General features: G+C 65.4%; 28 protein-coding genes. 19 read left to right on the plus strand and 9 right to left on the minus strand.

All coding sequences use genetic code 11. The features are described from left to right. Nucleotides 1–315 (plus strand): tetratricopeptide repeat protein (locus IOC61_RS02490; protein ID WP_195687313.1); only part of this gene is annotated, 315 nt, incomplete at its 5' end. A 172-nt stretch (nucleotides 316–487) separates the two neighbouring features. Here the strand turns inward: IOC61_RS02490 and IOC61_RS02495 are convergent. Beyond that, nucleotides 488–1,651, minus strand: coding sequence for a MalY/PatB family protein (locus IOC61_RS02495; protein ID WP_195687314.1), 1,164 nt, complete (start codon nucleotides 1,649–1,651; stop codon nucleotides 488–490). A 51-nt stretch (nucleotides 1,652–1,702) separates the two neighbouring features. Here IOC61_RS02495 and IOC61_RS02500 point away from each other — a divergent pair, with 51 nt between their 5' ends. From IOC61_RS02500 to IOC61_RS02530, 8 genes are all read left to right on the plus strand, one after another. Continuing rightward, the gene (locus IOC61_RS02500) at nucleotides 1,703–2,137 is read left to right on the plus strand and encodes a hypothetical protein (RefSeq protein WP_132044623.1); all 435 of its coding nucleotides are present in this window, start codon (nucleotides 1,703–1,705) and stop codon (nucleotides 2,135–2,137) included. Nucleotides 2,138–2,372: 235 nt separating this feature from the next. Next, entirely contained in the window at nucleotides 2,373–3,185 is an 813-nt protein-coding gene (locus IOC61_RS02505; RefSeq protein ID WP_195687315.1) for a hypothetical protein, read from the plus strand. 61 nt (nucleotides 3,186–3,246) lie between these two features. Next, entirely contained in the window at nucleotides 3,247–3,654 is a 408-nt protein-coding gene (locus tag IOC61_RS02510) for an acyl-CoA thioesterase (RefSeq protein ID WP_195687316.1), read from the plus strand. After that, a complete protein-coding gene (gene ybaK / locus IOC61_RS02515) occupies nucleotides 3,651–4,121 on the plus strand; it encodes a Cys-tRNA(Pro) deacylase (protein WP_195687317.1) in 471 nt (156 codons plus the stop codon). The genes IOC61_RS02510 and ybaK overlap by 4 nt, the downstream gene beginning before the upstream one ends. A gap of 64 nt (nucleotides 4,122–4,185) precedes the next feature. Next, complete coding sequence (locus IOC61_RS02520) at nucleotides 4,186–4,503, plus strand: hypothetical protein (protein WP_161423950.1); 318 nt, start codon at nucleotides 4,186–4,188, stop codon at nucleotides 4,501–4,503. Beyond that, nucleotides 4,484–5,005 carry a DUF501 domain-containing protein gene (locus IOC61_RS02525; protein WP_195687318.1) on the plus strand — a complete coding sequence of 174 codons (522 nt, stop codon included), beginning with the start codon at nucleotides 4,484–4,486 and terminating at the stop codon, nucleotides 5,003–5,005. Before IOC61_RS02520 ends, IOC61_RS02525 begins: the two co-directional genes overlap by 20 nt. A 38-nt stretch (nucleotides 5,006–5,043) precedes the next feature. After that, a complete protein-coding gene (locus tag IOC61_RS17780; protein WP_267491268.1) occupies nucleotides 5,044–5,166 on the plus strand; it encodes a hypothetical protein in 123 nt (40 codons plus the stop codon). Nucleotides 5,167–5,282: 116 nt separating this feature from the next. Next, the gene (locus tag IOC61_RS02530; protein ID WP_195687319.1) at nucleotides 5,283–5,837 is read left to right on the plus strand and encodes a TIGR00730 family Rossman fold protein; all 555 of its coding nucleotides are present in this window, start codon (nucleotides 5,283–5,285) and stop codon (nucleotides 5,835–5,837) included. A 1-nt stretch (nucleotide 5,838) separates the two neighbouring features. On the opposite strand, the gene IOC61_RS02535 is transcribed toward IOC61_RS02530, so the two are convergent. Together IOC61_RS02535 and IOC61_RS02540 are read right to left on the minus strand one after the other, a co-directional pair. Continuing rightward, a complete protein-coding gene (locus IOC61_RS02535) occupies nucleotides 5,839–6,339 on the minus strand; it encodes a hypothetical protein (RefSeq protein WP_195687320.1) in 501 nt (166 codons plus the stop codon). A gap of 62 nt (nucleotides 6,340–6,401) precedes the next feature. After that, nucleotides 6,402–6,917 (minus strand): tetratricopeptide repeat protein, encoded by a 516-nt coding sequence (locus IOC61_RS02540; RefSeq protein WP_195687321.1) that lies wholly within the window; start codon nucleotides 6,915–6,917, stop codon nucleotides 6,402–6,404. A 209-nt stretch (nucleotides 6,918–7,126) separates the two neighbouring features. Here IOC61_RS02540 and IOC61_RS17785 point away from each other — a divergent pair, with 209 nt between their 5' ends. Next, the gene (locus IOC61_RS17785) at nucleotides 7,127–7,258 is read left to right on the plus strand and encodes a hypothetical protein (protein WP_267491269.1); all 132 of its coding nucleotides are present in this window, start codon (nucleotides 7,127–7,129) and stop codon (nucleotides 7,256–7,258) included. 54 nt (nucleotides 7,259–7,312) lie between these two features. Then, entirely contained in the window at nucleotides 7,313–8,089 is a 777-nt protein-coding gene (gene yaaA / locus IOC61_RS02545; RefSeq protein WP_195687353.1) for a peroxide stress protein YaaA, read from the plus strand. A 138-nt stretch (nucleotides 8,090–8,227) separates the two neighbouring features. Here yaaA and IOC61_RS02550 read toward each other — a convergent pair whose 3' ends face one another. After that, complete coding sequence (locus IOC61_RS02550) at nucleotides 8,228–8,803, minus strand: isochorismatase family protein (RefSeq protein WP_195687322.1); 576 nt, start codon at nucleotides 8,801–8,803, stop codon at nucleotides 8,228–8,230. Nucleotides 8,804–8,935: 132 nt separating this feature from the next. On the opposite strand from IOC61_RS02550, the gene IOC61_RS02555 reads away from it, so the two are divergent. After that, the gene (locus IOC61_RS02555) at nucleotides 8,936–9,775 is read left to right on the plus strand and encodes a Tim44 domain-containing protein (protein WP_229332878.1); all 840 of its coding nucleotides are present in this window, start codon (nucleotides 8,936–8,938) and stop codon (nucleotides 9,773–9,775) included. Between the two features lie 133 nt (nucleotides 9,776–9,908). Here IOC61_RS02555 and IOC61_RS02560 read toward each other — a convergent pair whose 3' ends face one another. Continuing rightward, the gene (locus IOC61_RS02560; RefSeq protein WP_195687323.1) at nucleotides 9,909–10,103 is read right to left on the minus strand and encodes a hypothetical protein; all 195 of its coding nucleotides are present in this window, start codon (nucleotides 10,101–10,103) and stop codon (nucleotides 9,909–9,911) included. Nucleotides 10,104–10,532: 429 nt separating this feature from the next. On the opposite strand from IOC61_RS02560, the gene IOC61_RS02565 reads away from it, so the two are divergent. The 3 genes from IOC61_RS02565 to IOC61_RS02575 all read left to right on the plus strand — a co-directional run bounded on the left by IOC61_RS02565 (nucleotide 10,533) and on the right by IOC61_RS02575 (nucleotide 13,215). Beyond that, nucleotides 10,533–12,413 (plus strand): beta-ketoacyl synthase, encoded by a 1,881-nt coding sequence (locus tag IOC61_RS02565; RefSeq protein ID WP_195687355.1) that lies wholly within the window; start codon nucleotides 10,533–10,535, stop codon nucleotides 12,411–12,413. A gap of 5 nt (nucleotides 12,414–12,418) precedes the next feature. Continuing rightward, a complete protein-coding gene (coaD, locus tag IOC61_RS02570) occupies nucleotides 12,419–12,898 on the plus strand; it encodes a pantetheine-phosphate adenylyltransferase (RefSeq protein ID WP_195687324.1) in 480 nt (159 codons plus the stop codon). 68 nt (nucleotides 12,899–12,966) lie between these two features. After that, a complete protein-coding gene (locus tag IOC61_RS02575) occupies nucleotides 12,967–13,215 on the plus strand; it encodes a YfhL family 4Fe-4S dicluster ferredoxin (RefSeq protein ID WP_195687325.1) in 249 nt (82 codons plus the stop codon). An 82-nt stretch (nucleotides 13,216–13,297) separates the two neighbouring features. Here the strand turns inward: IOC61_RS02575 and IOC61_RS02580 are convergent, their stop codons facing one another. Continuing rightward, a complete protein-coding gene (locus tag IOC61_RS02580) occupies nucleotides 13,298–13,612 on the minus strand; it encodes a hypothetical protein (protein WP_195687326.1) in 315 nt (104 codons plus the stop codon). A gap of 216 nt (nucleotides 13,613–13,828) precedes the next feature. On the opposite strand from IOC61_RS02580, the gene IOC61_RS02585 reads away from it, so the two are divergent. The 4 genes from IOC61_RS02585 to IOC61_RS02600 all read left to right on the plus strand — a co-directional run bounded on the left by IOC61_RS02585 (nucleotide 13,829) and on the right by IOC61_RS02600 (nucleotide 17,890). After that, complete coding sequence (locus IOC61_RS02585; protein ID WP_195687327.1) at nucleotides 13,829–14,431, plus strand: outer membrane beta-barrel protein; 603 nt, start codon at nucleotides 13,829–13,831, stop codon at nucleotides 14,429–14,431. Nucleotides 14,432–14,539: 108 nt separating this feature from the next. Next, nucleotides 14,540–15,910 (plus strand): MATE family efflux transporter, encoded by a 1,371-nt coding sequence (locus IOC61_RS02590; RefSeq protein ID WP_311429816.1) that lies wholly within the window; start codon nucleotides 14,540–14,542, stop codon nucleotides 15,908–15,910. Nucleotides 15,911–15,981: 71 nt separating this feature from the next. Then, complete coding sequence (locus IOC61_RS02595) at nucleotides 15,982–17,292, plus strand: short-chain fatty acid transporter (protein ID WP_195687329.1); 1,311 nt, start codon at nucleotides 15,982–15,984, stop codon at nucleotides 17,290–17,292. A 70-nt stretch (nucleotides 17,293–17,362) separates the two neighbouring features. Then, nucleotides 17,363–17,890: an acyl-CoA thioesterase gene (locus IOC61_RS02600; protein WP_132044589.1), complete on the plus strand. Its 528-nt coding sequence runs from the start codon at nucleotides 17,363–17,365 to the stop codon at nucleotides 17,888–17,890. Here IOC61_RS02600 and IOC61_RS02605 read toward each other — a convergent pair. From IOC61_RS02605 to IOC61_RS02615, 3 genes are all read right to left on the minus strand, one after another. Continuing rightward, nucleotides 17,887–18,207 (minus strand): I78 family peptidase inhibitor, encoded by a 321-nt coding sequence (locus IOC61_RS02605; RefSeq protein WP_229332879.1) that lies wholly within the window; start codon nucleotides 18,205–18,207, stop codon nucleotides 17,887–17,889. The two genes, IOC61_RS02600 and IOC61_RS02605, sit on opposite strands and share 4 nt — an antisense overlap. A gap of 207 nt (nucleotides 18,208–18,414) precedes the next feature. Then, complete coding sequence (locus IOC61_RS02610; RefSeq protein WP_027960436.1) at nucleotides 18,415–18,546, minus strand: entericidin A/B family lipoprotein; 132 nt, start codon at nucleotides 18,544–18,546, stop codon at nucleotides 18,415–18,417. Nucleotides 18,547–18,611: 65 nt separating this feature from the next. Then, nucleotides 18,612–19,358: a sulfite exporter TauE/SafE family protein gene (locus tag IOC61_RS02615; RefSeq protein WP_195687330.1), complete on the minus strand. Its 747-nt coding sequence runs from the start codon at nucleotides 19,356–19,358 to the stop codon at nucleotides 18,612–18,614. Nucleotides 19,359–19,415: the final 57 nt, after the last annotated feature.

Raw genomic sequence — 19,415 nt, forward strand, 5'->3', positions numbered from 1 at the left:
GAAGAGCGCGATGCCGCCCCGGCCCGAGGCGTGCGGGCCAGCATCGAGTTCGGCGAGGAGGCCCCCTCCGCCGAAGAGTTTGCCGCCCTCGGTGAGCGCGATGACAGCGAAGCCCAGTATCTGCGCGCCCTGCGCCGAGTCGCCGACGGCGACTACGAGACGGGCCTCGAGGGACTACTGGCCTTGATGAAGGCCGACCGCAGCTATGGCGACGATGCCGCACGCAAGACCCTGCTGCGGGTCTTCGATGCCCTGGGCGCCGACCACCCGCTGACGGTCAGCTACCGCCGCAAGCTGTTCACGATGCTTTACTGATCCCACGGCTCCGGTTCGCCGCGGCCAACCCGTAGGAGCGCGATTGGTCGCGCGATTGATGAGTCATTGACCCAGGCGGCGCCGGTTACACACCGGCGCCGCCATCGCTTATATGTCGATAAATCCGCCCCTACGATTCGATACCGCGGCCGCGTTTATTGATGGGTTGGCCTCAGCCCTTGAGAACACGGTCGAGCCGGGAGAGCGCCGCTTCCAGCTGTGTGGCGGTGGTACCGAAGTTGAGCCGAACAAAGCCAGGCCAGCCGAAGTCGGCACCATCGGAGAGCGCCACCCCGGCGCGCTCCAGCAAGGCTCGCTGGGGTGACTCACCCAGCCCCGCCTGACGCAGATCGAGCCAGGCCAGATAGGTAGACTGCGGCGGCGCCATGCCGACCCCGGGCCAGTGTGCCACCCTCTCCGTCAGCATCTGTCGGTGACCACGCAGCACCTCGAGCAACGCCTGTCGCCAGGGCTCCCCCCGAGCATAGGCGGCCTCGGCGGCCACCAGCCCCAGCACATTGCCATCCGGCATCATCCCCCTCGCCGCCGCGGCGAAGCGCTGGCGCAGCCGCGAGTCGGGAATCACCGCGCAGGCGGCTGTCAGTCCGGCCAGATTGAAGGTCTTGGAGGGCGCCCAGAGCGTGATGGTGCGGGCCGCCAGTGCCGGAAAGGCCGCCGCCAGCGGCTGATGGCAGGCGCCGGCCTCCAGCAGCAGGTCACAGTGCAGCTCGTCGGAGACCACATGGAGGTCATGGCGCTCCACCAGCTCGGCCAGGCCGGCCAACTCTTCATGGCGCCACACCCGCCCGGTCGGGTTATGGGGATGACACCACAACAGCAAGCGAGTGCGAGGGGTAATCGCCGCCTCCAGCGCCTCGAGATCGAGGCGCCAGGACTCACCCGGAGAGGACGGCTCGCGCATGGTGGCCTGCTGAGGCAGACGCCCGGTATGCTCCGCCACCTTGAGGAAGGGCGGATAGATCGGTGTGACCGTCAGCACCCCGTCGCCCGGTTCGGTCAGTGCCAGGCTGGCAAGATGCAGCGCCGGCACCACCCCGGGCAGCCAGTGCTGCCACTCCGGCGCGATGGTCCAGCCATAGTGCGCCGAGCTCCAGGCGCACAGCGTCTCACGCAGCGAGTCCGGCACCAGACCATAGCCATAGACACCGTGATCGACCCGCGCACGCAGTGCCTCGATGACCGCCGGGGGCGAGACAAAGTCCATGTCGGCCACCCACAGGGGCAGCACCTGCTCGCCATGGCGATGCCATTTCTGTGACGGCCAGTTGCCGGACGGATGCCGACGCTCAACCGGCGTGGCAAAATCGAACCCCATGCACACTCACTCCTCTGACTCGAAGACCAGGATGACCTCATGCACACGACCATGCCCCAGGATGACTTCTATGCCAAGATGCGCCGCGGCATGCCGCAGCTGATCGCCCAGTGGCTCGAGCTGGGGCAGGACACTCCGGAGCGGCTGGCCCTGCTGCTCGCCGAGACCGCCCGAGTGACGCGCATCGGCCTGCCGGAAACCACGCCCGATGCCACCACCCTGAGGGCCTGGAGCGAGGCCGCAAATGGCGAGGAGGTCCCGCTGTGGGCGGCACGAACTGCTACCTTCCTGCTGGCGCAGATGCCAGCTCGACCACTTCCCCATGACACCGACGAGGCCTGTGCCTGGGCCTACTGCTGGCTGCGCAATCATGACTTCGCCTCGTTGGAGGCGGCCGAGTCGGCACTCCCGATGCACCTGCATGACCCGCTGGCAGACGCCCTGCCCGCCGCCTGGCAGGACCGCTGCGGTCTGCGCCTCGTCTAGGCTCTGTCCGAAAACTGGCTACGCTCGGCTATACGGCGTTAAAAAACGGCTCAAAGTACTCATTTACACTCCGTAAACTCGTGCGCGAGCCCGGTCCGTCTTTTCGCCGATTTTTGCCTTGTCTAACCTTCGCTCGCCGACTTTTCAGCCACAGCCTAGCGCCGCACGGCACGCATCCCGGGCCTGAGCAACACATTAATGGCAACGACCCTTTCACACGGATAAGGAAAGCGATATGGACGTTCCCCTGAGCTGGCAGCTGGCCAAGCTGGTGGTCTCGATCGGCATGGTGCTGGGGCTCGGCGCCATCGCCGTGCGCGTCAGCCCGCGCGTTGCCGGCCTGCTGGCGGGCTACCCGTTGGGCACCGCCATCGCGCTGTTCTTCATCGGCCTCGAGCTCTCCCCGGGCTTCGCCGCCGAGAGTGCCGTGCACACCCTCGCCGGTTTCACGGCGACGCTGGCGCTGGGCGGCGGCTACCTGCTGGCCGGTCGCCGCCCCGGGCTTCCCGGCGTGCTGGCGGGCACCGCCGCGGGGCTGGCCGCCTTCCTGGTGGTAAGCCTGGTGCTCACTCGTGTGGAGTTCGACCGCGTCACCGGCACCCTGATCACCCTGGCCGCCATTGCACTGTTTACCTGGCTCTATCGCCATGTGCCCGAGAGCGTGGCGCGACCCGCCGGGCGCTTCTCCTGGAGCGCCCTGATGGTGCGCGCCCTGCTCGCCGCCGTGATCATCTTCGTCATCACCGGCATGGCCCATGTGCTGCCGGCGGCCTGGGCCGGCGTGATGGCTGCCTTTCCGGTCACCATGTACCCCTTCCTGGTGATCCTGCATCTGACCCATGGTCCCGGCCCGGTGGCCACGGTGATCAAGCACTACCCGATGGGACTCGGCTCACTGCTCAGCTATGCACTGTGCGTCTCCTTCACCTACCCCACCCTGGGCCTGACGCTGGGCACCCTGGCCGGCTTCGCCGTGGCCACCCTCTGGCTGATCGCCTGGACCCGCTTCCAGGGGTGGCTGGGAGCGCGACGAGTCGCGAGGACTTGACCAGGCGCCAGCCAGGCGCAACGCTATTCGACTTGGAGCGATAACCACAAGGAAACGCCAGATGTTTATCCGCAAGATCGAGCCCGCCTTCTACGACACCGACGCCCTGGGCCACATCAACAACACGCGACTGCCGGCCTGGTTCGAGCTGGCGCGCAACGACCTCTTCCGCCTGTTCACCCCGGACCTGGACCCGCGCAAGTGGCGACTGATCATGGCCCGCATAGAGGTCGACTATCGCGCCGAGCTACAGTATGGCCAGGAGATCGAGATTCGCACCTATATCTCACGGCTCGGCAACAGCTCCTTTACCGTCAGCCAGGAAGCGCGGCAGGAGGGTCAGCTCACCAACCTGGGCCATACCGTGATGGTGCATTTCGACCACACCACCAAGAAATCCATTCCCATCGAGGGCGCGCTACGCGAGTCCCTGGAGGCGCATCTACACGAGGAGCCCGCCGAGGCATGACCCCCGCCGTCAAGCAGCTGGAGAAGGCCGGCATCGCCTTCACGCTGGCCGAGTATCCCCATGACCCACGCAGCCCCGCCTATGGCGAGGAGGCCGCCCGGGCGCTGGGGCTCTCGGTCGATGAGGTCTTCAAGACGCTGCTGGCCAGGCTCGATGATGGCCGCCTGGCGGTAGCCATCGTGCCGGTCTCGAGCCAGCTCGACCTCAAGGCGCTGGCCCGCGCCGCCGGCGCCCGCAAGGCGCAGATGGCCGAGGGCGAGGAGGCCCAGAGGGCCACCGGTTACGTGCTGGGCGGCATCAGCCCCCTGGGCCAGAAGCGGCGCCTGCCGACCTTCCTCGACGCCAGTGCCGAGGCCCTGGCATCGATGCATGTCAGCGGTGGTCGCCGTGGCCTGGAGATCTGCCTGGCACCTGCCGATCTACTCAGGCTGACCGGCGGACGCCTGGCAGCGCTCGCCCGCGGCTAGGACACCATCTGGCCGCCCCACCATGTCCGGGCAAGCCCGGGCCATGCACTCACAGGAGCCCGCCATGGCCATCCGCTACACCCTCTGGCTGGACCCGGAGGACACCGAGCGCCACCGCGCCATGGAGGCGCAGCTGCGGCACTACTTTCTCGAGCGCTTCGCCGACTACCCCCATATCCGCTTGTTCGGTGCCGACCCCTACGATTATGATGCGCCGTTCAATCGACTCCATGATGTTCTGATGGCGCGGGCCGCGGAGTACTGCGAGCGGGAGTGGCGTTACGTGCCCACCCCAGAGCAGCTCAATCGGGCCTTCTTCCTGGCCGTTGGCGAGTCCAACAAGTTTCTACGAGAGCCCGACGATGGTGATACGCACCGATAACCCGCCAGACCCTCGCCAGCTGGCGATCATCGGCGAGCAGCTAGGCCGCGCCCCTCGCGGCATCGAGGCCGTGGCAGCCGTCGATGGCGAAGGCACCCCACTGGTGCTGCGCATGGCACCGATCGTCGATGGCAAACCCTTTCCGACCCTCTACTGGCTGAGCTGCGAGCGTCTCAAGGTGGTCATCTCGCGTATCGAGGCGGATGGCGCCATCAAGCGTCTCGAGGCACGCCTGCAGGCAGAGCCCGAGCTGCTCGCCGCCTACCACACCAGCCATCGCGACTATGTCGCCGCCCGCTGGCGCCACATGAGCGCGCCACAAAAGGCAGAGGTAATGCAACTGGGCTATGATGGCGTGCTGACGGAGCGAGGCATCGGCGGTATCGCCAACTGGGACCAGGTGCGCTGCCTGCACACCCAGTACGCCCACCATCTGTGCGGTGACAACGTCATCGGCCGCTGGATGGATACCGAGTACGGCGTTGTCGACTGCCTGCCCTGAGCCCCCTGACCCTAGACCGCTCAACAAAGGAGCCCATGATGTATTTCGATATTCATGTCGTAGCAAGCCTCGCCCTGGTCGCCAGCCTGGTCGGCATCTCCGTTGCCGGCGTCAAGCTGCTGCGCGATGCCATTAAGCGTGACGCCGACGCCGCCCGCTAAGCGAGACCTCTGCGAATGACAAGGGCGCCTGACGGCGCCCTTTTTCGTTAGACGTCAAGATATTGCAGGGCAAGTCCGAGCCCGCCAGTATGGGCATTATCATCGAGGAGAAGAGCATGGCGAGATTCTGCGTTTTTCTGGGTTCACGGGAAGGCCGAGACCCGCAGTACCTGGCCGATGCGCGGCGGCTGGGCGAGGCACTGGCCAGGCGTGGCCACAACCTGGTCTATGGCGGGGCTCGCATCGGCATGATGGGGGCCCTGGCCGACTCGACCCTGGCGGCCGGCGGCGAGGTCATCGGTGTCATGCCGGACCATCTGGTGGATCGCGAGCAGGCTCACCTCGGGCTGACCGAGCTGATTCGCGTGCGCAACATGCACGAGCGCAAGGCCAGCATGGCGGCCCATGCCGATGCCTTTATCATGCTGCCCGGGGGTATCGGCACCCTGGAGGAGTTCTTCGAGGCCTGGACCTGGCACTACCTGGGGCTTCACGACAAGCCCATCGGCGTCCTCGACAGCGAAGGCTTCTACGCCCCCTTGTTGAGCTTCCTCGACAATACCGTGGAACAGGGCTTCCTCAATGCCCGTACCCGGGCCGAGGTGCTCGACGCGACCGACCCTCTCGAACTGCTGGATATCCTGGAGGCACAGCTGGCTCGCCCGCGCTGAGTCAGGCCTCGCCAGCCAGTTCACGTGTACGCTGATAGGTGAGCTGCAGCAGCCGGGCATCCTCACCGGCCCGATGTCGCAGGATGCCCAGCTCCTCGATCAACGCCTCCTTGGTGGGCTTCCACAGCACAAGCTGCTCCTCGCTGAGCAGCTTGCGCAGCGCCTCCAGGCGGAAGGCCGGCAACATGCCGGCATGGTGGAAGAGCAGCGATAGCCAGGTGTTGTCGTAACCCCAGCTGTCGCTGTAGCAGATCTTGAGCTCACCGAGCTCGTCATTGAGCCACTGCGCGACCTGACGCAGGGGGTACCCCTCGCGCTGCAGCCGGGCACGGCTGATGCCGTGGAGCAGCTCGGCCTTGGGGTCCCAGTGGGTCCATTCGGCAAGGGGCTGAATCAGGAAGGCGCAGCTGCTGCCATCCGGTCGGGCCAACCCCACCTCGATGGGGTAGCTGCCGCGTCCGAATCCAGACGCCTCGATATCGAGCAGGGTCGGTAGCGTCACGGTGGGCAGGAGTCCTTGCGGCGGAAAACAGGAAGGGGCGCCATCTCGCTGGCGCCTCCTCGCTAGTGTCGCGTTTCGGTTTCCGCGCTGTCCAGCCCCTCACCGAAACCGGCGGCGTGGTCGGCCAGCCTCTGCCAGTGGGCGGCACGCTCGGCATCCACCGCCAGCCCCAGCTGCCCCTCGCGATAGGCGCGCGCCAGACGTTCGGCGGCCAGTGGATGCCCCGCCTCGCCGGCACGGGCAAACCAGGTCACGGCATGGTCGTCGCGGCGTGGATAGAGCGCACAGCCATGCTCGTAGATTTGTCCCGCCTGATACTGGGCACGGGAGTCGCCGGCATTGGCCGCTTCCAGCACGTAGCGCGCACCGCGCGCCTTGTCCTGGGGCGACATGCCGCGGTGAAACAGCATATGACCATAAAGGGAGAGCGCCGCCGGATGGCCGGCATCGGCACAGCGCTGGAAGAGGTGCATGGTCAGGCGCTGGGTGCGCGGCGAACGAGGCAGCCAGCGGGTATGGAAGAGCTGCTCCGCAAGGCGGTACTCGAGCCGGGTGAACAGTGATGATGCCTGCGTCATGGCCTTCTACCGGATCCTGTATCACAAGAAAAAGACACTCCGCACCACCCTGTGCGCGGCGTCTGAAGTCTGCCCAGCCCCGGTCCACGGGGCGCAACGGGCGGCCAGCATACGCCCGCCTTTGCGCCGACTCAACCCTGGTCATTTGCCGCCCTGGCAGGGCCTGGCTACCATGCCGGTTCCATTTCCCGATCGACGAGGGCGTCAGGGTGCAGACGCGACCGCTGGGCGATACCGGCATCGAGGTCAGCCGCCTCTGTCCTGGCACCATGACCTTCGGTGAACAGAACAGCGAGGCCGAGGCCCACCGCCCCCGGGGCTATCGACCCGATAGCCCCTGAGCCTGGGCGTGCTTGGTATACTCCATGCTCACTTCATCGGATCTGGAGCGCCCCATGCTGAGCGTGATCTCGCCCGCCAAGAAGCTGGATTTCGAGACCCCGGCCACCACGGCCCGCCATACCCAGCCGCAATTCCTGGAACAGAGCCAGGAGTTGATCGAGATCCTGCGCGACTACTCGCCACAACGGCTCTCCGAGCTGATGGGCATCAGCGACAAGCTGGCCGCCCTCAATGCCGCCCGCTACGCCGAATGGCACACACCCTTTACTGCGCAGAACGCCAAGCCAGCAGTCCAGGCCTTCCAGGGCGACGTCTACGTGGGGCTCGAGGCCGACACCTTCACGGATGACGAGAACGCCTTCGCCCAGCGGCATCTGCGCATTCTCTCGGGGCTCTACGGGCTTCTGCGCCCGCTGGACCTGATCCAGCCCTACCGCCTGGAGATGGGGACGCGGCTCGAGAACCCTGCGGGCAAGGACCTCTATGCCTTCTGGAAGGAGACCCTCACCGCCGAGCTCGACCGTGCCGTGGCGGCCAGCGGCAGCCCGGTACTGATCAACCTCGCCTCCAACGAGTACTTCAAGGCCATCGATACCAGGCGGCTCGAGGCCCGGGTGATCACCCCGGTGTTCAAGGACGAGAAGAATGGCAAGCTCAAGATCATCAGCTTCTACGCCAAGAAGGCCCGTGGCCTGATGACGGCCTGGATGATCCGCGAACGCCTCGACGACCCGGAGGGCCTGAAGGAGTTCGACGTGGCCGGCTACCGCTTCAACGCCGCCATGAGCGAGGGTGACACCCTGGTCTTTACCCGCCCCGAAGGCGCCTGATCCCGAGCGGGGCTGCTCCTGCCCCCCATCACCATGGCACAGAATCGTAGGAGCCGGATTTATCCGGCGATGGCTGTATCGCCAGCGCGCCTCATCGCGCGATAAATCGCGCTCCTACGAAATTAGATGGCTTGGGGTCTAGTCAAATACCAGCGGGCGCGCGGAGCGGCCCTTGAGGAAGCGGCGGTGGGCCTGCTTGAAGCGTTCGTCGTCGCAACGCTGCAGCCATTCGTAGGCCACCATGTCCGCGCTTACCGCCACCGCCCCGGCCTGCACCAGCCGCTCCCGGGCCAGGCGTGCCTCCGCGGCGCGCCGACTGACGCAGGCCTCGCTGAGCCAGTAGACCTCGTATCCCGCCGCCAGCAGCCCCAGGCCGGTCTGCATGACACAGATATGCGCCTCGCTGCCGCACAGCACCACCTGACGCCTGCCGCTCTGCTCGAGTGCCGCGATGAACTCGGGGTTCGCACAGGCATCGAAGGTCAGCTTCTGCCATAGCCGATGTCCCGGGAGCGCCTCCAGCAGGCGCGGCTCGCTGCCACCCAGCCCCTCGGGATACTGCTCGGTGACCCATACCGGCACCTCCAGGGAGGCGGCCAGGCCGCCCAGCCAGGCCGCCTCGTTCACCGCCTGGTCGGCATGTTCGATCACCGGCAACAGTCCCGCCTGCAGATCGACAACCAGCAACAGGCTCTCTTCTCGTTTCAGGCGCATGGTGTTCAACTCCCCGGCATTGTGGAATGGTAGTGGAGCCCACCAGCATAGCCGGTAGAATCAACCAACTCGACTTACCCCTCACCGTTCACGACTCACCACCCATTAACCCCCACTGACGACGATACCGCCATGACTTCGACACACCGCGAGACCTCCCTGATACGCCACCTGCTGATCATGCTGGTGGCGGGACTGCTGACCCTGGGCCCGGCCATGCAAGACGCCGAAGCCCGCCGCCTCGGCGGCGGCAAGAGCTTCGGCTCTCAATCACGCAGCGTGCAGCAGCAACCTTCTGCCACCCAGAACCAGGCCTCCGGCACCCGCGCCACCCAGGGGCGAGCCGGGTCGAAAATGCCCGGCATGCTGGGCGGCCTGCTCGCCGGTGGGCTGCTCGCCGCGCTGTTCTTCGGCGGCGCCTTCGATGAGCTGCGGCTGATGGACATCCTGCTGGTGGCCGGCATCGCCTTCCTGCTCTTCCGGCTGCTGGCACGCCGCCGGCCGGCCGTGGCAGGTGGCCCCTCGCCAGCCGCGCAGGAGCCCCGTGAAACCGCCGCCCAGTCCTTCCAGGCCAGCGCCGCTCCGGCCGGTGGCGCCTTCGCCAGCGAGCCCGAATGGTTCGACCGCGAGCGCTTCCTCGGCGGTGCCAAGGAGCACTTCATGACCCTGCAGCGTGCCTGGGACAACAACGACCTCAGCGGCATTCAGGAGTACGTCACCCCGGAGCTCTACAACCTGCTGCGCGAGGAGCGCAAGCAGCATCCGGCCAATAACCGCACCGAGGTCGTTCGCCTGTTCGCCGAGCTGGGCATGGTTCAGGAAGTGGGCCAGCAGGCCGAGGCCAGCGTGATCTTCCACGGCATCCTCGACGAGAATGGCGAGCACAACGAGTTCAACGAGACCTGGCACCTGGTGCGGGAGCTGCGCGACGGCGCCCCCTGGTATGTGCAGGGCATCGAGCAGAACGGTTAACGCTCCCCTCCGCCCCTGAAACGCAACAGGCCGGGCTGACAGCAGCCCGGCCTGTTGCGTTACGCATGGGTGTTAAGCGTGGTTGTTGAGCAGTGTGGTTGAGCGCAGTTGTTAAACCTGGCTGCTGACGGCGTCAATTACCCTCGCTGGCATCCTCGATGGTGTCACCCATCTCCTCGACACCCTCACCCGCCTCTTCAACTGCCTGATCCATCTCCTGACCGGCCTCCTCGGCGGGCCCCTGGTCGTCCTCGCAACCGGCCAGTCCTAGTGCCAGCAGGCCGGCCAGCAGGGCAAAAAAAAGCTTCCGTGTCATGGTGCGCTGCATGATGCTTCCCTCCTGTGAAACACAAAAAAGTGACAAACAGCCGTATCTACCAAGAACAAGCTAGCGCTCATGCCGGCCTGTTTCCACCCAGGGTGTCACTCCGGATCATGCTTGAGCAAGAGTTGGCCGGCGGCGCGTCCCGCTGCCGTATAAATCGAAAAAAGGCGCCCTCCGAAGAGGGGCGCCCATATAAGCACTCGTATGACTCAAACAGCAGGGACATGCTAGCCGAGCCATGCAGCAACTTCAAACATACGTTTTATCGACACCCTGCGCAGAGCCGCTCCCGGCAACCGGCTCCTGTCACACCCTCTGCCACCGCATGACGCCGCGGCTGGCCGGGTGCTATGATCCATCATCATACATACGCGTAGACACCAACAGCACAACGAGGAATCCGGCTTGTCACACTTACCGGTGATCGTCGGCATGGGCGGCGTGAACCCTGCCGGCAGAACCTCGGGCCACCAGGCGTTTCGCCGTACCGTGCTCGACACCCTGCCCGTGGAGGAGCAGACCCGTACCCTGCTGGGTCTGGCCGCCATGATGCGTCTGGCCAGCGGCCAGGAGGACGGCACCTGGCAGGATGCGGATGGGCGCCCCCTGGAACCCGCCGCCCTTGTCGAGCAAACCCGCCAGCAGGTCCTCGACCATACCCTGATTCGCCGCATCGAGGACCCGCACTTCAATGATCCGGGCCTGCCCGCCAACCGTCGGGCCAGCCTGGCGCTGGAGGCACCGCTCACCTTCCGCGTCCGTCGCCGTCAGCTGCCTCAGGATCTGCCGGACACCTGGCAGGTGCGCGAACTCGATCGCAAGCTGATCGAGGTGACGGTACCCGCCGGCGAAATGGACGTCATGCTGCCCGAGCACCGCCCCGCCCAGGTGCGCGCTGCCGGCCAGCTGCCCAGCGGCTTCGAACCCAGCCAGCTCTACCGCAGCGTGCACCACCCCCGCGGACTCTCGATGGCGATCTTCGCCGCCAGCGACTGCCTGGGAGACAGCGGACTCGACTGGGATACCCTGCGTGATCGCCTCGATCCCGACGAGATCGCCGTCTACGCCGGCAACTCCATCGGCCAGCTCGACGAGGAGGGCTGGGGCGGTCTGCTCAAGAGTTTCGTCTCCGGCAAGCGTGCCACCTCCAAGCAGATGCCGCTGGGCTACGGGCAGATGCCGGCCGACTTCCTGAATGCCTATGTGCTGGGCAGCGTAGGCAGCACCGGCGCGGCCATGGGGGCCTGTGCCAGCTTTCTCTACAACCTGCGCCTGGGCGTGGAGGATATCCGTGCCGGCCGTTGCCGAGTGGTGATGGTCGGCACCGCCGATGCGCCGGTCACCCCCGAGATCATCGAAGGCTTCCGTGCCATGGGTGCCCTGGCCGACGACGACAGCCTGCGTGCCCTGGACGCCCTGGAGCTGCTGACCGACGCCGACTACCAGAAGACCTGTCGCCCCTTCGCCCGCAACTGTGGCTTCACCATCGCCGAATCCAGCCAGTTCGTGATGCTGATGGATGACGCCCTGGCCATGGAGGTAGGCGCCGAGCTTCTCGGCAGCGTGCCGGAGGTCTTCGTCAATGCCGACGGCTGGAAGCGCTCCATCTCCGCCCCCGGCATCGGCAACTACATCACCCTGGGCAAGGCCGCCTCCCTGGTGCGCGAGATGCTCGGCGAGCAGGCCCTGCGCCAGCGCTCGTTCGTCCACGCCCATGCCACCAGCACGCCCAAGAACCGCGTCACCGAGTCCCACGTCCTCGACCGGGTGGCCGAGGCCTACGGTATCGAGGCCTGGCCCGTGGTGGCGGTGAAGTCCTATGTGGGCCACTCCCAGGGCAGCGCCGCCGGTGACCAGCTGACCAGTGCCCTGGGCAGCTTCGCCCACGGTCTGCTGCCGGGTATCGCCAACCTCGACGCCGTGGCCGATGACGTTTATGCCGGGCGCCTGGGGCTCTCCCGGGAGACGCGGCCATTCGAGGCCGACGCCGCACTGCTCAACGCCAAGGGATTCGGGGGCAACAACGCCACCGGGGTGCTGCTCTCTCCGGACGTCACCGAACGCCTGCTGGTGCAGCGTCACGGTGAGGCCGCCGTGGCCGCCTGGCAGGTGCGCCGCGAGGCGACTCGCGAGGCCGCCGCCGCTTACCGCCAACAGGCTGACCGGGGACGCTTCTCCCCCCGCTACCGCTTCGGTGAGGGTGTGCTGGAGGGCCCCGAGCTCTCGATCAGCGACGCCGAGATCCATATCCCCGGCTACGCCCGCCCGGTCTCCCTGGCGGTCCACAACCCCTTCGGCAAACTCGAGGAGTGACGGCAATGAATATCGCGGTCTACCCCGGCACCTTCGACCCCATCACCAACGGCCACTTCGACCTGATCGAACGTGCCTCCCGGCTGTTCGACAAGGTGGTGTTGGCCATCGCCACCAGTCCCGGCAAGGGCCCGGCGCTGGATCTCGACACTCGAATCGCCCTGGCCCGGGAGGTGGTCTCGGCGCTGGACAACGTCGAGGTGACCGGCTTCTCGGGCCTGATGACCGAATTCATGAAACAGCAGCAGGCACGCGTGCTGCTGCGAGGGCTTCGCGCGGTCTCGGATTTCGAGTACGAGCTGCAACTGGCCAACATGAATCGCGCCCAGATGCCGGAGCTGGAGACCGTCTTCCTGACCCCGGCGGTGGAGAACTCCTATATCTCCTCCACCCTGGTGCGCGAAATTGCCAAGCTGGGCGGCGATGTCTCGCAGCATGTGCATCCCGGGGTCGCCGCGACGCTGAAGAGCCATTACAATACCTGACCACAAGGCTCGGGATTGTGCCGAGCAGATCCCGATGACCGCGGCCAGCGACTTCCGTGAGGTACCCCATGGCCCTGATGATCACCGACGAGTGCATCAACTGCGACGTCTGCGAGCCGGAATGCCCCAACGGGGCCATCTCGCCAGGCGAAGAGATCTATATCATCGACCCGGCGCTGTGCACCGAGTGTGTCGGTCACTATGACGAGCCCCAGTGCCAGCAGGTGTGTCCGGTGGACTGTATCCCGCTGGACCCGGAGCGCGAGGAGAGCCGCGAGGAGTTGATGTCCAAGTACGAGCGCATCACCGCGGCCTGATGGCTGGCAGGTACGTCACCCCATCTCGAAACGCCCCGCCAAGTGCGGGGCGTTTCGCGTTGTGTGGCACCGTCACCTTTGGCTATAGCTCGTCGGCCCGCTTGCTGACCGTGCACCCGAGGCAACGGCGAAAGGCCGCTTTGGCCGGGGTCTTGATCAGCGTCTCGGCCGCGGTATCCACCCCGCCGCCCAGGGCGGTAAAGGGCAGTGTCACCAGAAACACGGCAGTACCGCCCACCGTGGCCGCCGCCAGCAGCGGTCGCGCGATTACCGCATCGGCAATCATCGCCCCGCCACTCGGCTGAACCCCCACGCGCTGCTCCTGAGCGATCGCCGGAGAGGTTGCCATCAGCGCCACCAGCGCCAGTGTAAAGAAGGTCATGATCCGCTTGCTCATCGCTTGCACTCCCCGTGCTCCCTGCCATCTATGCTGCGTCGTCACCACCCGACGCTCGCCTGTGGCGAATCGAGTATGGTGTTAGTCATCATGAGGTCTTAGAATCGCTAAGGTTACATCCTCTCACGGGATCTTACATCAGGGTAGGCGGCTTTTACCGCTTGCCCGCCCCAGGACAGGCCCCGCCTGCTCCCTCACCATGCAAAGGAGAGCATGATGAAGCGTCTTATCGCCACCGCTGCCCTGGCCACCCTGGTCGCCAGCCCCGCCTTCGCCCAGAGCTATCAGTATGACTCTAATGAGGGGCCTTATATCGGTGCTGGACTGGGGCATTCAGAGACCGACTTTGATATTAGCGGCTATTACCGGGACCGTGGTTACCCAAACACCAACACCGATGACAGCGATACCGGCTATAAACTGTTTGTGGGTTACCAGTTCAACCCCAACTTCGCTATTGAAGCGGGCTACGTAGATTTTGGTGAGTTCACTGCCAATGAAAATGGTGGTAGCGCCAAGGCCAAGCTTAGCGTGGATGGTTTCAGCGCCGCACTCGTCGGTAAACTTCCGATCCAGAATGGTTTTAGCATCTTTGGCAAGTTGGGCATGATTGCCTGGGACGCTGACCTCAATGAAAGTGATAATACTGGATCGTCCAGCTACGGCCGAGACGGCTCCGACCCTCTCTTTGGCATCGGCGCCGAGTATGAAGTTGAGCGCATCCTGATGCGCGCCGAGTTCGAACGCTACGATATCAGCGAAGATGGCGAGGACTTCGAGATCGATCTGATCTCCGCCAGCATCGGCTACCGCTTCTAGGCGATAATCGCGCTTCGCTGCCACCGCCGCCCCGCCCTTGTGCGGGGCGGTTGCGTTATGCCCCGCCGCCGGCCATGCTGCCCGGCTCGTCAATCTCGGGAGCCCCCTGTGAGTCGTTCGGAGTCCTCGTCACCCGGGGCCGCGCGCCGGCGCATCCTGGCGCTGGCCTGGCCAATCATCCTCTCCAATATCACCGTGCCGCTGCTGGGGCTGGTGGACACCGCCGTGGTCGGCCATCTGCCGGACTCGCGCTATCTGGCGGCGGTCACCCTCGGCGCCACCCTGTTCAGCTTCCTGTACTGGGGCTTCGGCTTCCTGCGCATGGGTACCACGGGGCTCACCTCCCAGGCGGTGGGCCGCGAGAACGACACGGACGTACGTAACCTGCTGGGGCAATCGCTGCTGATCGCGGCGGGCATCGGTGCGGCACTGATCCTGTTCTCGAGGCCGCTGATCAGGCTGGGCCTATGGCTCCTCGATGGCAGTGACGTCGCCACGGCACTGGCCGCCGAGTACGCCGAGATCCGCATCCTCTCGGCGCCGGCGGTGCTCGCCAACTACGCCATCCTGGGCTGGTTCCTGGGACAGCAGAACTCGCGAGTGACCCTGGCGATCCTGGTGCTCACCAACGGGGTCAATATCCTCCTCGACCTGCTCTTTGTCGTCGGCCTCGGCATGACCAGCGATGGCGTGGCCTGGGCCACGGTGATCGCCGACTACACCGCCCTGGCCTTCGGCCTGTGGCTGATCTCGCGACAACTCAGATGGCTGTCGGGCCGCTTCCTGCGCCATCGGCTCCTCGCCGTTTCAGCCTATGGCGAGCTCTTCTCGGTCAATGCCAACCTCTTCGTGCGCACCCTGGGGCTGCTCTTCGTCATGGCCTTCTTTACCTCGCGAGGGGCGGCCCAGGGCGATACCGTACTCGCCGCCAATGCCGTGCTGCTGCAGTTCATCATGCTCACCAGCTACGCCCTGGATGGCTTCGCCCACGCCGCCGAGGCGCTGACCGGACGCTCGGTGGGGGCAAGGCGCTGGGCGGAGTTCGCCCAGTCGGTACGGAGTGCCGCCTGGTTCTCACTGCTGACGGCCGGCACCGCCGCCCTGGCCTTCGCCCTGGGGGGCGAGGCGCTGATCGCCCTGCTTACCGGCCTGCCCGAGGTGCGAGAGACCGCCGCCACCTACCTGCCGTGGATGGTCGTCATGCCGCTGATCGCGGTATGGGGCTACCTGCTGGACGGCGTCTTTATCGGTGCCACGGCGATTCGGGAGATGCGCAACAGCATCTTTGCCGGGCTCGCCGTCTATCTGCCCGCCTGGTGGCTGGGCCAGGCCCTTCTTCCCGAGGCGCTCATCAACCACGGTCTGTGGCTCGCCTTCACGCTGTTCATGCTGACGCGCTCGGCGACGCTGATCGCCTACTACCATCAACGGCGCCGCAGCGACTGGTGTGAGGCGCCTGGACCATTGGCGTCCGAATAGCGCAAGATACTGATGCTGCGCTATTTTATGCAATGAAACACCAATAACACTCAAAACAGTAAGGGAACGCCATGCTCAAGGCCCTCTCCAGACCGGCGGTCAAGCTGGTCGAACGCTACCTGCCCGACCCCTATATCTTCGTGCTGCTGTTGACCATCATCGCCGCCGTGGCGGCCATTGCCGTGGAACGCCAGACGCCACTCGCGGTGATGCGCATGTGGGGGGATGGTTTCTGGAACCTGCTGACCTTCTCGATGCAGATGCTGCTGGTGCTGGTGACCGGCTTCATGCTGGCCAGCTCCCCCCCGGTGAAAAGGCTGCTGCAGCGACTCGCTGCCCTGGCCAAGGGGCCCGGTGGCGCCATCCTGCTGGTCACCTATGTGTCGCTGGCCGCCAGCTGGATCAACTGGGGCTTCGGCCTGGTCGTGGGGGCGCTGTTCGCCAAGGAGCTCGCGCGCCTGGTCCGGGTCGACTATCGCCTGCTGGTGGCCAGCGCCTACTCCGGCTTTATCGTCTGGCACGGCGGCCTGGCCGGCTCGGTACCGCTGACCGTGGCCACCGATGGCCACTTCAGCGCCGACCAGATCGGCGTGATCGGCACCGGCTCGACCATCTTCTCCTTCTTCAACCTGGCCATCGTGGTGATGCTGTTTATCGCGGTACCGCTGGTCAACCGCATGATGCTGCCCGACGAAAAGGACAGCGTGTTCGTCGATCCCAAGCTGCTCGGCGACGACGAGGCGCACCCGGGGCGTATCACCCGCCCCGCCGAGCGCATGGAGAACAGCGTGGTGCTGGCCTGGCTGGTGGGCATTCCCGGGCTGATCTTCCTGGCCGATCACTTCTTCCTGCGCGGCGGCGGCCTCAACCTGAACGTGGTCAACTTCATGTTCCTGTTCCTGGCCATCGTGCTGCATCGCACCCCGCGCAGCCTGCTGGAGAGCCTGCACGAAGCGATCAAGGGCGGTGCCGGCATCGTCATCCAGTTCCCGTTCTACGCCGGGATCATGGCGATCATGGTGCAGTCCGGTCTGGCGACCAGCATGTCCGAGGCGCTGGTCTCCTTTGCCACCGACACCACCCTGCCGGTCTGGACCTTTATCAGTGCGGGCATCGTCAACCTCTTCGTGCCCTCCGGCGGCGGCCAGTGGGCGGTGCAGGCACCGGTGATGATTCCGGCCGCCCAGGCACTGGGGGTGGATATTCCCCGGATGGCCATGGCCGTGGCCTGGGGTGATGCCTGGACCAACCTGCTGCAGCCCTTCTGGGCCCTGCCGGTACTCGGCATCGCCGGGCTCAAGGCCAAGGACATCATGGGCTTCTGCCTGATCCAGCTGCTGATCACCGGGGTGCTGATCTCCATCGGCCTGACCTGGTTCTGACCCTCCAGCAAGGCGCCCTGTCCCCAGGCGGGCGGGGCGTCCGGCTGTGGATAACACACAAGGAGATCCAATGGACGACAACGATCTGTCCGGCGCCCTGCCCGGCCAACACGAGCTGTCGATGACCGTGTTGATGACCCCCGACATGGCCAACTTCAGCGGCAAGGTGCATGGGGGCGCCATCCTCAAGAAGCTAGACGAGGTGGCCTACGCCTGCGCCAGCCGCTACTCGGGCCACTATGTGGTTACCCTCTCGGTGGACCAGGTGCTGTTCAAGCAGCCGATCCATGTGGGGGAGCTGGTGACCTTCCTGGCCTGCGTCAACCATGTGGGCCGCTCCTCCATGGAGATCGGCGTCAAGGTGGTGGCCGAGGATATCCAGAACAAGCTGATCCGCCACACCAACAGCTGCTACCTGACCATGGTGGCGGTGGATGGCGATGGCAAGCCGGCGCCGGTGCCTCCACTGGCGCTTGACACGAAGGTGCAGAAGCTACGTTTCGAGAAGGCGGCCCTGCGCAAGAAGCTTCGCAAGCAGGCCGAAGAGGAGCAGCGCCGTACCCAGGCCGAGCACGGCGCCAGAGAAGATGACGACTAGCCACAGTCCAGGCTGAGGATGATGTCCGTTTCGTCCAGGTGGACATTGAGACGATCTGGCCGATGATCGAGAGTCACCGCCGTACCGGGGCGAATCACACGAATGGCCGATGCTTCACTCTCGGCGTGCATCGCCTTGCCCAGGGACACGCTGTAGGTACGACCGATACGGTCCTGAACGCGCTGGGCACCACACTCCCCGCCAGTTTCCACGCGAGGCGGCAGCGGAGCGGGTTCGGGCTCCGGCGCCGAACTCATGCTACTGCAGCCCGCCAGCAGCAGGCCGAAGAGTAGCGGTGAGAGTCTCGTTACAACCATCTGGGCTTCCTTGTCGGGTCCAAGCTTGATCTATACCAACAATGCCGGAACGGCCTGGCCGATCCGGCAGTTGACTCACCATGGCTCGGCTCAGAATGCCGGTGCGGACTGGCCGATCCGGGGCTCGGCTCAGAATGCCGATGCGGACTGGCCGTTCCGGGGCTCGGCTCAGAATACCGGTGCGGACTGGCCGTTCCGGGGCTCGGCTCAGGAAGCGGCGTCCTGAACGGCCTCGCCACCCTGCTCGATATCCTGGCCGGCACCGCGAACGGTATTGCAGCCGGAGAGCAGAGAAACGGCGAACAGTGCCGCCACCAGCATCATCAGAGTACGCTTCATGATGAACCTCCTTGTGAGTTGGGAATGTTGCACCCGTAATTTAGCAGCTCACGGCGAGCTGCGCCTTACCCCAGCAGCAGCCTGAGGATAATCGCCGCAATCACCGCCACCGTGAGCCACTTGACCACAAAGGCCCCACGTGGACTGACATTGACCCTTACCGCCAGCCAGGCGCCCGACATGCTGCCCGCCGCCAGCACCAGACCATAGCTCCAGCGCACCTGATCATTGACCACAAAGATGGCCAACGCCGGCAGGGTATAGACCAGCACGATCAACACCTTGAAGACGTTCACCTGGGCCAGGTCGATCTTGAGCATGCGGTAGAGCACCACGATAAAGAGGATACCCACACCCACCTGGATAAAGCCGCCATAGAGGCCGATGACAAACATCGCCAGGTAGACCGCCGGCGTCAGCCGCTCGGGGGTCAACGGCCGGGTATCCAGGCGTGGCTGGGGCAGCAGCATCAGCAGCGCCGAGCCCGCCATCACCACGATCAGGATCGCCTCGAACAGGGCGTCGCCGGTTCGCAGGGCCAACCAGGCCCCGAGCAGCGACCCCACCACCGCCGGCACGGAGAGCCGCAGCGAGAGCCCCAGATGGCGCGCCCCGGCACGAAAGAAGTTGTATACCGCCGAGACGCTCTGCAGGGTGATGGAGACACGGTTGGTACCGTTGGCCTCCTGGGGTGGCAGGCCCAGGAACATCAACAGCGGCAGGGTAAGCATGGAGCCGCCGGCGGAGAGCACGTTGATAAAGCCGGCCAGCGCACCGATCAGCAGCATGGCCAGCGCTTCGAGCAGGGTCATGGAAGAGTCCTTTCAGGAAAGAGCCGCACAGCTTAGCCGCCCGGGCAAACGGGGAAA

This window comes from Halomonas sp. KAO, from assembly GCF_015595025.1.
In the GTDB taxonomy this organism is placed as follows: Bacteria; Pseudomonadota; Gammaproteobacteria; order Pseudomonadales; family Halomonadaceae; genus Halomonas.

What these genes read in the sequence shown, in the direction of transcription:
- IOC61_RS02600 (WP_132044589.1), top strand. Translation starts at nt 17,363, where the DNA reads ATGGACGACAACGATCTGTCCGGCGCCCTGCCCGGCCAACACGAGCTG.
- coaD (WP_195687324.1), top strand. Translation starts at nt 12,419, where the DNA reads ATGAATATCGCGGTCTACCCCGGCACCTTCGACCCCATCACCAACGGC.
- IOC61_RS02550 (WP_195687322.1), bottom strand. Translation starts at nt 8,803, where the DNA reads ATGCGCCTGAAACGAGAAGAGAGCCTGTTGCTGGTTGTCGATCTGCAG.
- IOC61_RS02560 (WP_195687323.1), bottom strand. Translation starts at nt 10,103, where the DNA reads ATGCAGCGCACCATGACACGGAAGCTTTTTTTTGCCCTGCTGGCCGGC.
- IOC61_RS02530 (WP_195687319.1), top strand. Translation starts at nt 5,283, where the DNA reads ATGGCGAGATTCTGCGTTTTTCTGGGTTCACGGGAAGGCCGAGACCCG.
- IOC61_RS02540 (WP_195687321.1), bottom strand. Translation starts at nt 6,917, where the DNA reads ATGACGCAGGCATCATCACTGTTCACCCGGCTCGAGTACCGCCTTGCG.
- IOC61_RS02595 (WP_195687329.1), top strand. Translation starts at nt 15,982, where the DNA reads ATGCTCAAGGCCCTCTCCAGACCGGCGGTCAAGCTGGTCGAACGCTAC.
- IOC61_RS02500 (WP_132044623.1), top strand. Translation starts at nt 1,703, where the DNA reads ATGCCCCAGGATGACTTCTATGCCAAGATGCGCCGCGGCATGCCGCAG.
- IOC61_RS02525 (WP_195687318.1), top strand. Translation starts at nt 4,484, where the DNA reads ATGGTGATACGCACCGATAACCCGCCAGACCCTCGCCAGCTGGCGATC.
- IOC61_RS02580 (WP_195687326.1), bottom strand. Translation starts at nt 13,612, where the DNA reads ATGAGCAAGCGGATCATGACCTTCTTTACACTGGCGCTGGTGGCGCTG.
- IOC61_RS02610 (WP_027960436.1), bottom strand. Translation starts at nt 18,546, where the DNA reads ATGAAGCGTACTCTGATGATGCTGGTGGCGGCACTGTTCGCCGTTTCT.
- yaaA (WP_195687353.1), top strand. Translation starts at nt 7,313, where the DNA reads ATGCTGAGCGTGATCTCGCCCGCCAAGAAGCTGGATTTCGAGACCCCG.
- IOC61_RS02575 (WP_195687325.1), top strand. Translation starts at nt 12,967, where the DNA reads ATGGCCCTGATGATCACCGACGAGTGCATCAACTGCGACGTCTGCGAG.
- IOC61_RS02605 (WP_229332879.1), bottom strand. Translation starts at nt 18,207, where the DNA reads ATGGTTGTAACGAGACTCTCACCGCTACTCTTCGGCCTGCTGCTGGCG.
- IOC61_RS02495 (WP_195687314.1), bottom strand. Translation starts at nt 1,651, where the DNA reads ATGGGGTTCGATTTTGCCACGCCGGTTGAGCGTCGGCATCCGTCCGGC.
- IOC61_RS02505 (WP_195687315.1), top strand. Translation starts at nt 2,373, where the DNA reads ATGGACGTTCCCCTGAGCTGGCAGCTGGCCAAGCTGGTGGTCTCGATC.
- ybaK (WP_195687317.1), top strand. Translation starts at nt 3,651, where the DNA reads ATGACCCCCGCCGTCAAGCAGCTGGAGAAGGCCGGCATCGCCTTCACG.
- IOC61_RS02520 (WP_161423950.1), top strand. Translation starts at nt 4,186, where the DNA reads ATGGCCATCCGCTACACCCTCTGGCTGGACCCGGAGGACACCGAGCGC.
- IOC61_RS02585 (WP_195687327.1), top strand. Translation starts at nt 13,829, where the DNA reads ATGAAGCGTCTTATCGCCACCGCTGCCCTGGCCACCCTGGTCGCCAGC.
- IOC61_RS02565 (WP_195687355.1), top strand. Translation starts at nt 10,533, where the DNA reads ATGGGCGGCGTGAACCCTGCCGGCAGAACCTCGGGCCACCAGGCGTTT.
- IOC61_RS02510 (WP_195687316.1), top strand. Translation starts at nt 3,247, where the DNA reads ATGTTTATCCGCAAGATCGAGCCCGCCTTCTACGACACCGACGCCCTG.
- IOC61_RS17780 (WP_267491268.1), top strand. Translation starts at nt 5,044, where the DNA reads ATGTATTTCGATATTCATGTCGTAGCAAGCCTCGCCCTGGTCGCCAGC.
- IOC61_RS02615 (WP_195687330.1), bottom strand. Translation starts at nt 19,358, where the DNA reads ATGACCCTGCTCGAAGCGCTGGCCATGCTGCTGATCGGTGCGCTGGCC.
- IOC61_RS02555 (WP_229332878.1), top strand. Translation starts at nt 8,936, where the DNA reads ATGACTTCGACACACCGCGAGACCTCCCTGATACGCCACCTGCTGATC.